This is a genomic window from Caballeronia sp. LZ029 (genome assembly GCF_031451275.1).
GTDB lineage: Bacteria > Pseudomonadota > Gammaproteobacteria > Burkholderiales > Burkholderiaceae > Caballeronia > Caballeronia jiangsuensis.
Window position 1 is genome coordinate 997,933 of the sequence record NZ_JARUXO010000004.1, and the last position, 13,417, is coordinate 1,011,349.

Below are 13,417 nucleotides of genomic sequence, written 5' to 3' on the forward strand. Positions count from 1 at the left end.
GAGCCTGCGCGCGCCGCTTTCTACAATGCCTGAATCGGCCGTTGTCATATGACTGCCATCGAATACCGTCATAATCGCGCGGCCCACGCCGACCGGTCATCATGACGACGGCAGCCCAAGAACGCCCACGGAGCCCTTCATGAATCAGACGGAAAAACAGCGCCGCTTCCACGCCGACATCATCGACAGCTATGACGAAGAGTTCGAGATGGAGGTCGACGATCGCTTCCTGGACGGCGAATCGACCTTCTCGGAAGAAGAGCGGGTCTTGCGCAAGACCTATTTCCGCGAGCTGTTCCGTCTGCAGGGCGAACTCGTGAAGCTGCAGGACTGGGTCGTGAACAAGGGGCATCGACTCGTCGTGCTGTTCGAGGGACGCGACGCGGCGGGCAAAGGCGGCGCGATCAAGCGCATTACGCAGCGGTTGAATCCGCGCGTGTGCCGCGTGGCGGCGCTCCCCGCGCCGAACAATCGCGAACGCACGCAGTGGTATTTCCAGCGATATGTCTCGCACTTGCCCGCGGCGGGCGAAATCGTGCTGTTCGATCGAAGCTGGTACAACCGCGCGGGCGTCGAGCGCGTGATGAACTTCTGCACCGACGAAGAGTATGAGGAATTTTTCCGCTCGGTTCCCGAGTTCGAGAAGATGCTGGTGCGCAGTGGCATCCAGATCGTCAAGTACTGGTTCTCGATCACCGACGACGAACAGGAAGTGCGCTTCGAGGCGCGTATCGAAGATCCGCTCAAGCAATGGAAGCTGAGCCCGATGGATCTGGAAAGCCGCCGCCGCTGGGAGGCGTACACGGCGGCCAAGGAAGTCATGCTCCAGCGCACGCACATTCCCGAAGCGCCGTGGTGGGTCGTGCAGGCCGTCGACAAGAAGCGTGCGCGCCTGAACTGCATTCATCACCTGTTGAGCCAGGTGCCGTATCACGAGATCGAGCACCAGCCTATCGAACTGCCCGATCGCGTGTTCAACCCCGATTATCTGCGCCAGCCGGTGCCGGATGAAATGTACGTTCCCGAAATCTATTGAGGTTCGATGACGCGGCGTGCGTCAGCAGCAGTTGTTGCACGGGACATGCTTCACGGCGACATTGCTGCGCTGACGCGCCACGGTGTGGCGCAGCGCGAATTGATATGCGTGCTGCGAACCCTTGAGCATCATCACGAACATCACTTGCGCGAGATTGAAGTCGAGCGTGACCATCAGGCGCGTCAACAGCAGCAGTGGCAGCACCACCGCCGGCTGATACAGTTGTTTTGCGATCAAGTCTTTCATCTTCGGCTCCCTATCCCATGAATAGAATTTTAAGGATTGGAGCCCTGCGGATAAACGCTCGGAAGGTGAAGACATATGTTCCGTGAGACGAACAATCGGGCTTGTCTCGTCGAGCTTTCTTTTCAGCGGGCGCACTAACGAAAAGGCCCTGCGCAGTGCAGGGCCATGTTCACGTCACTTCTGAGCGAGACTCGGCTCAGGCACCGGCGTAGGCTTCGCATCGCCCCAGCCGCCGCCCAATGCGCGGATCAGATTCACCGTCGATACCGCCTGCGTGCCTCGCAACTGCACCGACGCGCGCTGCGTCTGCAACACGGTGCGCTCCGCGTCGATCACGTCGAGGTAATTCACCGCGCCTTCGGTGTACTGCGTGCGCGAAAGCTGCGCGGCGCGCACCGACGCTTTCACGGCATCGTCCTGGGTCGCCGTCTGGTCTTCGAGGATGCGCAGATCCGACAGGTTGTCCTCGACCTCGCGGAACGCAACCAACACCTGCTGACGATAGCTCGCGACGTCCTCTTCATACACCGCACGCGCATTCGCGAGATTGCCCTTGCGACGGCCGCCATCGAAGATCGGGATATTCAGCGCCGTGCCCGCGAACGGCCCGAGCAGGAATGTGCGGCTCGACCACTTGAAGAGATCGCCGAGCGTCGCGGATTCGAAGCCGCCCGAGCCCGTCAGCGTCAGCGACGGGAAGAACGCCGCCTTCGCCACGCCGATGCGCGAATTCGCCGCCGCCATCGCGCGTTCCGCCGACGCGACATCGGGACGACGTTCGAGCAGCGCCGATGGCAGCCCCGGCGGCACGCGCACCGTCACCGGCTTGAGCGGGTTCGCGGCCACCGAGAACTCGGCGGGCGCCTTGCCGAGCAGCACGGCGAGACTATGTTCCGATGCCGCGCGCAGACGTTGCACCGTCATCGCATCCGAGCGCGCCGTCGCGAGTTCCGACTTCGCGCGCGCAACATCGAGCTCGCTGATATCGCCTTCGGTGTAGCGGCGTTGCACGAGCTTCAGCGCTTCCTCGCGCAACTGCACGGTGCGCGTGAAGACATCCGACTCGGCATCGAGTTCGCGCAGATTGAAGTAGTTCTGCGCGACGTCCGCCTGCAACGCGAGCTGCACCGAGCGGAACAATGCTTCGCTCTGCTCCGTGTCGGCGTTCGCGGCCCGCACCGAGTCCGCCACGCGGCCGAACAGATCCACTTCATACGATGCGCTCGCCTGCGCGCGCCACAGCGTCTGCGCGGGCACGTTGCCATCGGGGGGCAGGAATTGCGACGCCGGCGAGAACTTCTCGCGCGTCGGGCCGAAGCCCGCATCGAGCGTCGGGAAGAGACCTGCGCGCGCCGTCTGGTTGATCGCGCGCGCTTCCTTCACGCGCGCCGCCGCTGCCTTCAGGTTCTGGTTCGCGTCCTGCGCCTGCTTTTCCAGATCGTTGAGCGCGGCGTCGTCGAAGATCGTCCACCATTCGCCGCGCATCATCTCTTCCGACGGCTGTGCCGTCTTCCACGTGCCCGCTTCCGATGCGTCGAGCGTCTTTTGCGGCGTTTCCTTGTATGCGGACGGCGCGTTGACGTCTGGCTTCTCGTAAGTGGGCGCGAGCGAGCAGCCCGCCACCAGCAACAGCGTGGCCATCAGACTCGATAAAACATGTAGCTTATTCATCATCGACCTCATTGCGCCTCGTAGGAGGCACCGATACCGCGCATCTGCGGATGCGAGCCGTGCTTGTCCGTCACGTGCTCGGTGCGAGAGAGCTTGCGCAGGATCACGTAGAACACCGGCGTCAGCATCAGACCGAAGAGCGTCACACCCAGCATGCCGAAGAACACCGCGATGCCCATTGCGTGACGCATCTCCGAGCCCGCGCCCGTCGACAGCACGAGCGGCACCACACCCATGATGAACGCGATGGACGTCATCAAAATCGGGCGCAGACGCAGCCGGCTCGCTTCGATCGCGGCCTGCACGATGGAGCGTCCCTGCATCTCCAGCTCGCGTGCGAACTCGACGATCAGGATCGCGTTCTTCGCCGACAAGCCCACCAGCACCATCAAACCGATCTGCGTGAAGATGTTGTTGTCGCCATCGGTGAGCCATACGCCGAGCAGCGCGGACAGAATGCTCATCGGCACGATCATGATCACCGCGAGCGGCAGCGTCAGGCTTTCGTACAGCGCGGCGAGCACGAGGAACACGAGCAGCACGCTGATCGGGAACACCCACAGCGCCGCGTTGCCCGCGAGGATCTGCTGATACGTGAGATCGGTCCATTCGAACTTGATCCCGCGCGGCAGCACTTCCGCCGCGATGCGTTCCGCCGCCGCCTGCGCCTGCCCCGACGAATAACCCGGAGCCGGCCCGCCGTTGATATCCGCCGCGGTGTAGCCGTTGTAGCGCACGACCATCTCGGGGCCATACGTCGGCGTGACCTTCACGAGCGACGACAAAGGCACCATGTCGCCGTTCGCGTTGCGCGTCTTCAGCAAGCCGATGTCTTCCGGATTCGCACGGAACGGCGCATCCGCCTGCACGCGCACCTGATACACGCGTCCAAAGCGATTGAAGTCGTTCACGTAGAGCGAGCCGAGATAGACCTGCATCGTGTCGAACACGTCGGTCACGGAGACGCCGAGTTGCTTCGCCTTCACGCGATCCAGATCGACATTCAACTGCGGCACGTTGATCTGATAGCTGGAGAACGTCGGTCCGAGTTCGGGCGTCTGCGATGCGCGCTTGATGAACGCCTGGGTTGCATCGGCGAGTGCCGCATAGCCGAGCGCGCCGCGATCCTCGAGCTGCATCTTGAAGCCGCCGAGCGTGCCGAGACCCAGCACCGGCGGCGGCGGGAACACGGCGATGAACGAACCCTTGATGCCCGCGTATTTCTGATTCAGCGCGCCCGCGATGGCATTCGCGGACAACGCCTTGTCATGCACGCGCTCCTTGAAGGGCTTCAACGTGACGAACACGATGCCCGCGCTCGACGAGTTGGTGAAGCCGTTCACCGACAAGCCCGGAAACTCCACGGCGCTTTCCACGCCCGGCTGCTTGAGCGCGATATCCGACATCTGACGGATCACGCCTTCGGTGCGGTCGAGCGATGCACCGTTCGGCAGTTGCGCGAAGCTGATCAGATACTCCTTGTCCTGCGCGGGCACGAAACCGCCCGGCACGACCTTGCCCATCAGCACGGCGCCGGCGAGGAGCACGGCATACACGGCCATCATCACTGCCTTGCGATTGATGACGCTCTTCACGCCCTTGCCGTACGCATCCGAGCCGCGATGGAAGACCTTGTTGAAGCCGCGGAAGAAGCCGCCGAACACGCGGTCCATGCCTCGCGTGAGCCAGTCCTTCGGCTCGTCGTGGCCCTTCAGCAGCATGGCGGCGAGTGCGGGCGACAGCGTCAGCGAGTTGAATGCGGAGATCACCGTCGAGATGGCGATGGTCATCGCGAACTGCTTGTAGAACTGGCCAGTGAGACCCGACATGAACGCGAGCGGCACGAACACGGCGACCAGCGTCAGCGCGATCGCGATGATCGGCCCGCTCACCTCTCGCATCGCCTGATATGTCGCGTCTCTCGCCGATAACCCCGACTCGATGTTGCGCTCCACGTTCTCGACGACCACGATCGCATCGTCGACGACGATACCGATCGCGAGCACCATCCCGAACAATGACAACGCGTTGATCGAGAAGCCGAACGCGAGCAGCAGCGAGAACGTACCGACGATCGATACCGGCACCGCGAGCAACGGAATGATCGACGCGCGCCATGTTTGCAGGAACACGATCACCACGAGCACCACCAGCGCGATCGCTTCCGCGAGCGTGTGGATCACCGCTTCGATACTCGAACGCACGAACTGCGTCGGGTCATAGACGATCTGATATTCGAGGCCCGCCGGCATGTCGGCCTTCAGCTCCTTCATCGTCTTGCGGACTTCGTCGGAGATCTGCAGCGAGTTCGCGCCCGGCTGCTGATTGATCGCGATCGCCACCGCCGACTTGTTGTCGAGCAACGAGCGCAAGCCATATTCCGATGCCGCGAGTTCGACGCGCGCCACATCGGAGAGATGCGTCACCGCGCCATCCGGCGACGTCTTCAGCACGATGTCGCGGAACTCCGACTCGTTCTGCAGGCGGCCGCGCGCATTCACGTTCAGTTGCAGCGGCACGTTCGGCAGCGTCGGCGAACCGCCGATCACGCCGGCCGCGACCTGCACGTTCTGCTCGCGGATCGCGTTGACGACATCGGTCGCCGTCATGCCACGCTGCGCGACCTTTTGCGGATCGAGCCATACGCGCATCGAGTAATCGCCCGATCCCCACAACTGCACTTCACCCACGCCCGCGATACGTTCGAGCCGGTCCTTCACGTTGATCAGCGCGTAGTTGCGCAGATACGTCATGTCGTAGCGGCCGTTGGGCGAGTTCAGGTGAACCACCATCGTCAATGTCGGCGATGACTTGATCGTCGTTACGCCCAGACGCTGCACGTCCTTCGGCAGACGCGGCAATGCCTGGTTCACGCGGTTCTGCACGAGCTGCGTGTTCTTGTCGGGATCGGTGCCGAGCTTGAACGTGACCGTGGTCGTGAGGTTGCCGTCGCTATTGGCTTGCGACTGCATGTAGAGCATGTCCTCGACGCCGTTGATCTGCTCTTCCAGCGGCGAGGCCACAGTCTCCGCGATCACCTTCGGGTTCGCGCCGGGATACTGCGCATGCACGACGACCGAAGGCGGCACGACTTCCGGATACTCGGAGATCGGCAGCTTGAACATCGCGATGATGCCCGCGAGCAGCACGACCACCGATAGCACGCCCGCGAAGATCGGACGATCGATGAAAAATTTGGATATGTTCATGACGGATTCTGTCTGTTGCGGATGACGCGCATCACTGCGTGGATGCCGTCTTCACGGCGGGCGCGGGTGCAGCGTCGCTATCGTTCATCGCGACGTTGTTGGCCTTGATCACGTCGTTGGGACGCACGCGTTGCAAGCCATTGACGACGATGCGCTCGCCCGGCTGCAGGCCCTTCGAAATGACACGCAGACCTTCATGCGTCTGACCGATCGTCACTTCGCGGTACTGCACGCGGTTGTCCTTGTCGACGACCATCACGTACTTTTTGTCCTGATCGGTGCCGATGGCTTCGTCTTCCACGAGCACGGCCGGGTGCGGCGTGCCCCCGCCCACTTTCACGCGCGCATAGAGTCCCGGCACGAGCGTGCCGTCCGGGTTGTTGAAGCGCGCACGCACGCGGATCGTGCCGGAGGTCGTATCGAGCCGGTTATCGACGGAATCGACGACACCTTCGCGCGAATAGCCGTCCTCGTTCGCGAGACCGAGCGACACCGGCACCGCGTTGCCCGCATCGCGGCCGAGATAACGCAAGTACGTCTGTTCATCGACATCGAACGATGCGTAGATCGGCGACACGGACACGAGCGTCGTCAGCAACGGCGCATTCGCACCCGTCGACACGATGTTGCCCACCGTGAGTTCCGCGCGCGACACGCGGCCCGCGACCGGCGCGACGATATGCGTGTAGGCGAGATTGATCTTCGCGGTTTCGAGCGCAGCCTGCGCGGCCTTCAGGTTGGCGACGGCCTCGCGCGCGGCGTTCTGCTTCTCGTCGTAGTCGCGCTTGGCGATCGCGTTATCGGCGAGCAGCCGTTCAGCCCGCGCCGCATCGGTCGACGTATAGCCGTTGCGCGCCTGCGCCGCCGCGAGTTGCGCCTGTGCGCGATCCACTTCGGCTTCATACGGACGCGGGTCGATCGTGAAGAGCGCATCGCCCTTCTTCACGAGCTGGCCATCCTTGAAATGCACCGCGACGATCGTGCCCGGCACGAGCGGGCGAATGTCGACGTGATCGACCGCCTCGAGACGGCCCGAATAGCTCTGCCAGTCGGTGATGGTCTTCGACACCACGGCCGCTACATCCACTTCCGTTGCGGTCGGACTGTGGGCGGCGGCTTTGGCTTCGTTCATCGCTGAATCGCCGTGACCGCGCCAGGCGGTGTATCCGCCCGCGCCAACGATGATCAGCGTCGCGCCTAGCGCGGCGTAGATGCGTTTGCGAGTGAAAGACATGGTGAGAGGCTCCGGTTGATTTGAGATTGTTGTTGTGTGGTGCGTGCGTGGCGTGCCGTTTCTTGCGCTCACGTTCAGCGCTTACTTCGCGCGCGCCAGCCGTTTTCTGAAGAACACGACGACGTCGGCGAGCGCATCGGGATGCGCCGCGAGCGCCTGATGCGAGGTCTTGCCATGACGCGTGACTTCGGTCGGCACGCCCGCGGCGATCAGTTCGCCCGCGTATTTCTCGGCTTCGATATGCAGCAAGTCATGCTCGGCGCTCGCGATGATGGCGGGAGGCAGGCCACCGAGACGGCGCGATTCGAGCGGCGCGGCATACGGATGCAGGCGTTGCGAAGGATTCGGCAGATACGCGCGATACCATTGCGCGCATTCGCACGCTTCGAAATCGGGGCACAGCACTTTGCGTTCGTCGGCGAGGCGCGTCATGCTCGGATCGAGCAGCGGTGCGAGCAGCGCTTGCGCGGACATGCGAATATCGCCACGATCACGTGCGATGGCCGCGACGCAGGTCGCGAGATTGCCGCCCGCGTCGTGACCGGCGACGCCGATACGCTGCGGGTCGGCGCGCTGCGCGCGGGCATTCGCGACGGCCCATTGCGCCGCGCGATAGCCGTCTTCGGGCGCGGCGGGAAACGGAAACTTCGGCGCGAGCGAATAGCCGACCGATACGACCCACGCGGGCGTATCGCGTGCGATCGTTGCGGCGGCGGTATCCGCGTCATCGAGTCCGCCGCGAATAAAACCGCCGCCGTGGAAGTAAAGAACGATGGGCAGCACCGTGCCATCCGACGCGGGACGATAGCTGCGCAGCGTGATTGGCTGCGCGTGTCCCATGATGTGCACATCTTCGATGCACAAACGGGGGCTCGACTCCAGATCCAACAGTGATGCCATGGTTATTCTCGGTGCATGGCCCGTGCTGCAAGGCCTTCACGCATGAGTTGCGATGCTGCGAATTCTGGAGTCCGCGCCTTTTTTAATAAATGCCTATAATCCGGCAACACAATTCGGTCGCACCGAACAATCGTGGTTATCCCTTGCGATTGTTTATCCGGCTATTTTTTTAGCGCTCGCTTAAATAGTTGCGACGCTAAGCAAAGAAGGTGAGAGAACATGGATCGGCTACAAGCAATGCAGGTCTTCACCCGCGTCGTCGACACCAACAGCTTTTCGCGCGCAGCGGACACGCTCAATCTGCCGCGCGCCTCCGTCACGACCATCATCCAGAATCTGGAAGCGCATCTGAACGTGCGCCTGCTCCAGCGCACGACGCGCAGGCTCAATCTCACGCCCGATGGCGCCGCGTATTACGAGCGCTGCGTGCGCATCCTCGCGGACATCGAGGAAGCGGAAGGCTCGTTCTCGAACAACGGCAAGGGTCCGCACGGCAAGCTGCGCGTGGACATGCCGGGCGCGATCGGGCGGCTCATCGTGATGCCGCAGCTATGCGATTTCCATACGCGCTACCCGGAAATCGAGCTGATGATGGGCTTCGGCGACAAGCCGGTGGATCTGATTCAGGAAGGCGTCGACTGCGTGATTCGCGTGGGCACGCTGCAGGATTCGAGTCTCGTCGCGCGCCGCATCGGCGTGTTTCAGGGCGTGACGGTGGCGGCTCCGCAATATCTCGAACGCAACGGCACGCCGGAAACGATCGAGGATTTGCAGAATCACACGGCGGTGAATTATTTTTCGAGCCGCACCGGACGCGTCATGGATATGGACTTCGTCATCGACGATGAAACCATCGAAGTGAAGATGCGCGGCATGATCGCGGTGAACGACGCCGAAGCGTATCTGAGTTGCGGGCTGAAGGGCGTCGGCATCATTCAGGTGCCGCGCTTCATGGCGTTGCCGCATCTGCGCGCGGGCGAACTCGTCGAAGTGCTGCCGCAATGGAATCCGCTGCCGATGCCCATTTCCGCGGTGTATCCGCATAACCGGCATCTGTCGCCGAAGGTGCGCGTGTTCGTCGACTGGGCAGCCGAGTTGTTCGAACGCTGCCCGCTTCTGCAAGGCCAGAAGGATGCGGAAGAGCGCTGCCTGCCGACGAGCACGGCATCGCCCACGATCGTGCGGCATGGCACGCCGGAAGTCGCGGGCACCGAAGATGTCATTGCGTAGCGGCGTTGAACAAGAACAACGATGAACGAAAACATCACCGTGCGCCGCATCGGCGCGAATGAAGCATCGGGGTATGTGGAAGCGCTGGCGGACGTGCTGATCGATTGCGTCGAGGGCGGCGCGTCGATCAGTTTCATGCTGCCGATCTCGCGTGCGACAGCTATCGACTTCTGGACACGCGTCATGCACGGCGTCGCGCGTGACGAACGTATCCTGCTCGTTGCGGAGAACGCCGAAGGGCATGTGCTGGGCACGGTGCAGATCGTCACCGATCAGCCGGAGAATCAGCCGCATCGCGCGGATATTGCGAAGATGCTCGTCGCGCGTCGGGCACGGCGACGCGGCATTGCACAGCATCTGTTGATCGCCGCCGACGAAGCGGCGCGCGCCGCGGGCAAGTCGGTTCTCGTGCTCGACACCGTTACCGGCGGCGATGCCGAGCGCCTCTACGAGCGCGCGGGATGGCAGCGTGTGGGCGTCGTACCAAACTATGCGTTGATGCCCGACGGCACGTTGTGCGGCACGACTTTCTTCCATAAGCAACTCGCTTAGCGGCCCGCAAACGCCCGCCCCACAAGCCTTCACGCGATTATTCGCCGAAATCGACAAATCTATTCGCTGATCCGGCATTTATCCGCCTCTGCCACGCGACTACATTCATCCCTAACGCAGCGTGCTTATCCGCCAATTGCAATCCGCATTTGCCCGCACGCCGCATCGGAATGAAAGGAGTCGCAAGCATGAAGCAGCTCATCACGGGGTTCTCTCTCGCAGCCATTTCCGCTGTTGTCACGACAACCGCGTTCGCGGAAGGCGGCCAGGGCATCGGCCGCGCAGGCACGTATCAGGTTCAGACGCAAACGCAAGCGACTTCGAGCGATACGCCGAAGACGCGCGCACAAGTTCGCGCCGAACTCGTAGCCGCTTATTCGAACGGTTCTCTGCCGGCATTGAACCGCAACTCGTATCCGGAACGCAGCATGTGGGGCGATGCCGTCGCCGCGCAAAGCGAGCAACGCGCACGCGATGCCGCGCAGGCCGAAGCGCGCAACCGTGAGATCGTCGAGTATGCCAACGGCTCGGCAACGCAAGGCAACGTAACGGCGCGCTGATCACGCCGTCAGAAGAAGATTCAAGAGGTCATCATGTTTGAAAACACATCACTCGATCAGTTCTCGCTTCTCGACGAACTTCCCGCACTGACGCCGGTATGGCATCCGTTCACGCAACACACCGCGCATACCTCGGCGGTTGTGCAAGAGACGAAGCAAGAGAGCACTGAACGCTCGCACTGAGCGTGACATGAAAGGCGCGGACAAAGGTCCGCGCCTTTTTTCTTCAACTCAACCGCACGCCCCGATTTCGCCGCATGCCGTGCAGAAGTCGCAGCCATCCTTGCGGATCACTGCATTGGCACCACACGTCGCGCATTTCCGGCCGTGCATCAGGGGAAGGCTATGCGAATCGATCTCGCTTCGCGCGATACCCTCGGATACCTCTTCGCGTTCATCGGCTACAGCTACCGGATGCGGCGCGCTATCGGCACGCTTGCGCGCAAGCACGCGCGACGGTACCTGGTTTCCTTCTGCATCGAGAAAACCGCGGCGATAAAGAATCTGCTGGATCGCATACGCTAGCGCCGCGACTTCCGAATCGTGCCAGCGCGGACTGCGATGTCCGTCGAGCCGTTCGACATCGCCGAGACGCACTTGCCCGCGATCCCACGACACCTTGCGCATGTCCTGCAGCGTGCGCGCCGCGAAACCGCCGCGCGCGGCGAGCGAGAGCGAACGCATCGTCGCCGTGATCCATTGCTGCGATTCGTCGCGCTGCCCCGTGGGAATGAAGAACTCGATGGGCCGCTCGATCGTCACATCCTCGCCGCCGATACGCCCCGTCACTTCGATGAACGACACCGCGAGATAAAGCGACTTCTTTCCCGCCTGCGTCAGATACTCGACCTTCTCGATGATGCCGGGCAACTCCCCTCGCGGCCGATGATCGATCGCAATGCGCAACGGATCGAGATCGAGTTCGGGGTCCGGTGAATCGCTCGGCGTTTCGGCGGGCGTAACGGAAAGCACCGCGCCCAGGGTCTCGTTGGGCCGGTACGTCGCGAGCCCCTTCAATCCGCGCCGCCATGCTTCGAAATAAAGATCCTGAAACTTGTCGAACGGATAATCGGCGGGCACGTTCACGGTCTTCGAAATCGACGTATCGACGAACGGTTGCACCGCGGCCATCATCTCCATGTGATCGTGCGCGGACATCTCCAGTGCGCTGACGAAGTAGTCGGGCAGCGCGTTCACGTCGCCGCCCATCTCGCGATAGAGCCGGTATGCATGATCTTCGACGGGGAAGGTCTGACGCGTGCCGTCCGCCATGCGCTTCGTGCGTTGATAGGTCCACGAGAACGCCGGCTCGATGCCATTCGATGCGTTGTCCGCGAACGCGAGGCTCACCGTGCCTGTCGGCGCGATCGACAGCAGATGACTGTTGCGGATGCCGTGCTCGCGTATCGCGCTCTTGATGTCATCAGGTAGGCGCGAGGCGAACGTGCCCTCCTCCAGATAACGCTTCGCATCGAAGAGCGGAAACTTGCCGCGCTCTTTCGCGAGTTCGACCGAAGCGCGATACGCCTCGTCACGCATCGTGCGCGCGACGCGTATGGCGATGTCGCGCCCTTCCTGCGCGTCGTAGCGCAGGCCGAGCATCACGAGCGTATCGCCGAGGCCGGTGAAGCCCACGCCGATGCGGCGTTTCGCGGCCGCCTCGCGCGCCTGCTCCTCCAGCGGCCAGAGCGTGACGTCGAGCACGTCGTCGAGAAAGCGCACTTGCGTGCGCGTCGTGCGCGCGAGTGCGTCCCAGTCGAAGGACGGCGCGCCGCCGCGCATCTGCGCGAACGGATCGTGCACGAAGCGCGTGAGATTGAGCGGGCCGAGATTGCAGCAGCCGTATGCGGGCAGCGGTTGTTCACCGCACGGATTGGTCGCGCGGATCGATTCGACCGCGCGCAGATTGTTATCGTCGTTCATGCGCGACATGAACACGACGCCCGGCTCGGCGACATCGTAGGTCGAGCGCATGATCGTGTTCCATACTTCGCGCGCGCGCACTTCGCGATAGACCCAGAGACCGTCCTCGCGCTGATGCATGTCCTCGGCCGCGCGTTGCGCCGGCGAAGGCTCGGCCTTGTGGACGAGTTGCCAGGTGGCGTCATCGGCGACGGCCTGCATGAATTCGTCGGTCACCGCGACCGACACATTGAAATTGTTCCAGCGCCCTTTCGTATGTTTTGCCGCGATGAATTCGAGCAGATCGGGATGCGAGCAATCGAGAATGCCCATTTGCGCGCCGCGCCGCGAGCCCGCGCTCTCGACCGTGCGGCACGATGCATCGAACACGTCCATGTAGCTGCATGGACCCGATGCCGCCGATCCCGTCGAATGCACGCGCGCGCCGCGCGGACGGATCGCGGAAAAGTTATAGCCGACGCCGCCGCCGCGACGCATCGTCTCGGCCGCCTGCAGCAACGCGACGTAGATGCCCGGCAAGCCGTTGGCATCGACGCTCTGTATCGCATCGCCCACGGGCTGCACGAAGCAATTGATGAGCGTCGCGTCGATGCCCGCGCCGGCCGCGCTCATGATGCGCCCCGCGCCGAGCGCGCCGCGCTTGAAGTTATCGACGAACTCCGCTTCGATCTTCGCGCGCGCCTCTTTCGGCTCGGCAAGTGCGACACCGCGCGCCACGCGGCGATAAATATCCTCGACGCGCGTCTCGTCGCCCTTGGCATATTTTTCGAGCATCACGTCGATGGAGAACTGCTGCGGTGCGAGAGCGGTGCTGGGATTGTCTTCGGCCATGTCGGAGATCCTTTGATTGCTGCGC

Annotated in this window: 11 protein-coding genes; 5 read left to right on the top strand and 6 right to left on the bottom strand. The window is 62.7% G+C overall.

Annotated elements, in window-relative coordinates; all coding sequences use genetic code 11:
• Positions 1-139 precede the first annotated feature (139 nt).
• Complete coding sequence (gene ppk2 / locus QCE73_RS30625) at positions 140-1,036, top strand: polyphosphate kinase 2 (protein WP_035503701.1); 897 nt, start codon at positions 140-142, stop codon at positions 1,034-1,036.
• Positions 1,037-1,057: 21 nt separating this feature from the next.
• On the opposite strand, the gene QCE73_RS30630 is transcribed toward ppk2, so the two are convergent.
• The 5 genes from QCE73_RS30630 to QCE73_RS30650 all read right to left on the bottom strand — a co-directional run bounded on the left by QCE73_RS30630 (position 1,058) and on the right by QCE73_RS30650 (position 8,296).
• Entirely contained in the window at positions 1,058-1,282 is a 225-nt protein-coding gene (locus QCE73_RS30630) for a hypothetical protein (protein ID WP_035503703.1), read from the bottom strand.
• A 174-nt stretch (positions 1,283-1,456) separates the two neighbouring features.
• On the bottom strand, positions 1,457-2,956 hold the full coding sequence (locus QCE73_RS30635; protein WP_404989826.1) for an efflux transporter outer membrane subunit: 1,500 nt from the start codon (positions 2,954-2,956) through the stop codon (positions 1,457-1,459).
• Between the two features lie 5 nt (positions 2,957-2,961).
• Positions 2,962-6,162 carry an efflux RND transporter permease subunit gene (locus QCE73_RS30640; protein WP_309884859.1) on the bottom strand — a complete coding sequence of 1,067 codons (3,201 nt, stop codon included), beginning with the start codon at positions 6,160-6,162 and terminating at the stop codon, positions 2,962-2,964.
• A 31-nt stretch (positions 6,163-6,193) separates the two neighbouring features.
• Positions 6,194-7,396 (bottom strand): efflux RND transporter periplasmic adaptor subunit, encoded by a 1,203-nt coding sequence (locus QCE73_RS30645; RefSeq protein ID WP_309884860.1) that lies wholly within the window; start codon positions 7,394-7,396, stop codon positions 6,194-6,196.
• Between the two features lie 81 nt (positions 7,397-7,477).
• Positions 7,478-8,296: an alpha/beta hydrolase gene (locus QCE73_RS30650; RefSeq protein ID WP_035503710.1), complete on the bottom strand. Its 819-nt coding sequence runs from the start codon at positions 8,294-8,296 to the stop codon at positions 7,478-7,480.
• A gap of 219 nt (positions 8,297-8,515) precedes the next feature.
• On the opposite strand from QCE73_RS30650, the gene QCE73_RS30655 reads away from it, so the two are divergent.
• The 4 genes from QCE73_RS30655 (at position 8,516) to QCE73_RS30670 (ending at position 10,821) form a co-directional block, all read left to right on the top strand.
• On the top strand, positions 8,516-9,526 hold the full coding sequence (locus QCE73_RS30655; RefSeq protein WP_035503712.1) for a LysR family transcriptional regulator: 1,011 nt from the start codon (positions 8,516-8,518) through the stop codon (positions 9,524-9,526).
• A 21-nt stretch (positions 9,527-9,547) separates the two neighbouring features.
• Positions 9,548-10,078, top strand: a complete 531-nt coding sequence (locus QCE73_RS30660) for a GNAT family N-acetyltransferase (protein ID WP_309884861.1) — start codon at positions 9,548-9,550, stop codon at positions 10,076-10,078.
• Positions 10,079-10,266: 188 nt separating this feature from the next.
• Positions 10,267-10,638 (top strand): DUF4148 domain-containing protein, encoded by a 372-nt coding sequence (locus tag QCE73_RS30665; RefSeq protein WP_035503716.1) that lies wholly within the window; start codon positions 10,267-10,269, stop codon positions 10,636-10,638.
• A gap of 33 nt (positions 10,639-10,671) precedes the next feature.
• Complete coding sequence (locus QCE73_RS30670; RefSeq protein WP_187606148.1) at positions 10,672-10,821, top strand: hypothetical protein; 150 nt, start codon at positions 10,672-10,674, stop codon at positions 10,819-10,821.
• A 48-nt stretch (positions 10,822-10,869) separates the two neighbouring features.
• Here the strand turns inward: QCE73_RS30670 and QCE73_RS30675 are convergent, their stop codons facing one another.
• Complete coding sequence (locus QCE73_RS30675; RefSeq protein ID WP_309884862.1) at positions 10,870-13,392, bottom strand: adenosylcobalamin-dependent ribonucleoside-diphosphate reductase; 2,523 nt, start codon at positions 13,390-13,392, stop codon at positions 10,870-10,872.
• Between the last annotated feature and the right edge of the window lie 25 nt (positions 13,393-13,417).

Coding starts and splice junctions, on each gene's coding strand:
- ppk2 (WP_035503701.1), top strand. CDS start 140: ATGAATCAGACGGAAAAACAGCGCCGCTTCCACGCCGACATCATCGAC.
- QCE73_RS30630 (WP_035503703.1), bottom strand. CDS start 1,282: ATGAAAGACTTGATCGCAAAACAACTGTATCAGCCGGCGGTGGTGCTG.
- QCE73_RS30635 (WP_404989826.1), bottom strand. CDS start 2,956: ATGATGAATAAGCTACATGTTTTATCGAGTCTGATGGCCACGCTGTTG.
- QCE73_RS30640 (WP_309884859.1), bottom strand. CDS start 6,162: ATGAACATATCCAAATTTTTCATCGATCGTCCGATCTTCGCGGGCGTG.
- QCE73_RS30645 (WP_309884860.1), bottom strand. CDS start 7,396: ATGTCTTTCACTCGCAAACGCATCTACGCCGCGCTAGGCGCGACGCTG.
- QCE73_RS30650 (WP_035503710.1), bottom strand. CDS start 8,296: ATGGCATCACTGTTGGATCTGGAGTCGAGCCCCCGTTTGTGCATCGAA.
- QCE73_RS30655 (WP_035503712.1), top strand. CDS start 8,516: ATGGATCGGCTACAAGCAATGCAGGTCTTCACCCGCGTCGTCGACACC.
- QCE73_RS30660 (WP_309884861.1), top strand. CDS start 9,548: ATGAACGAAAACATCACCGTGCGCCGCATCGGCGCGAATGAAGCATCG.
- QCE73_RS30665 (WP_035503716.1), top strand. CDS start 10,267: ATGAAGCAGCTCATCACGGGGTTCTCTCTCGCAGCCATTTCCGCTGTT.
- QCE73_RS30670 (WP_187606148.1), top strand. CDS start 10,672: ATGTTTGAAAACACATCACTCGATCAGTTCTCGCTTCTCGACGAACTT.
- QCE73_RS30675 (WP_309884862.1), bottom strand. CDS start 13,392: ATGGCCGAAGACAATCCCAGCACCGCTCTCGCACCGCAGCAGTTCTCC.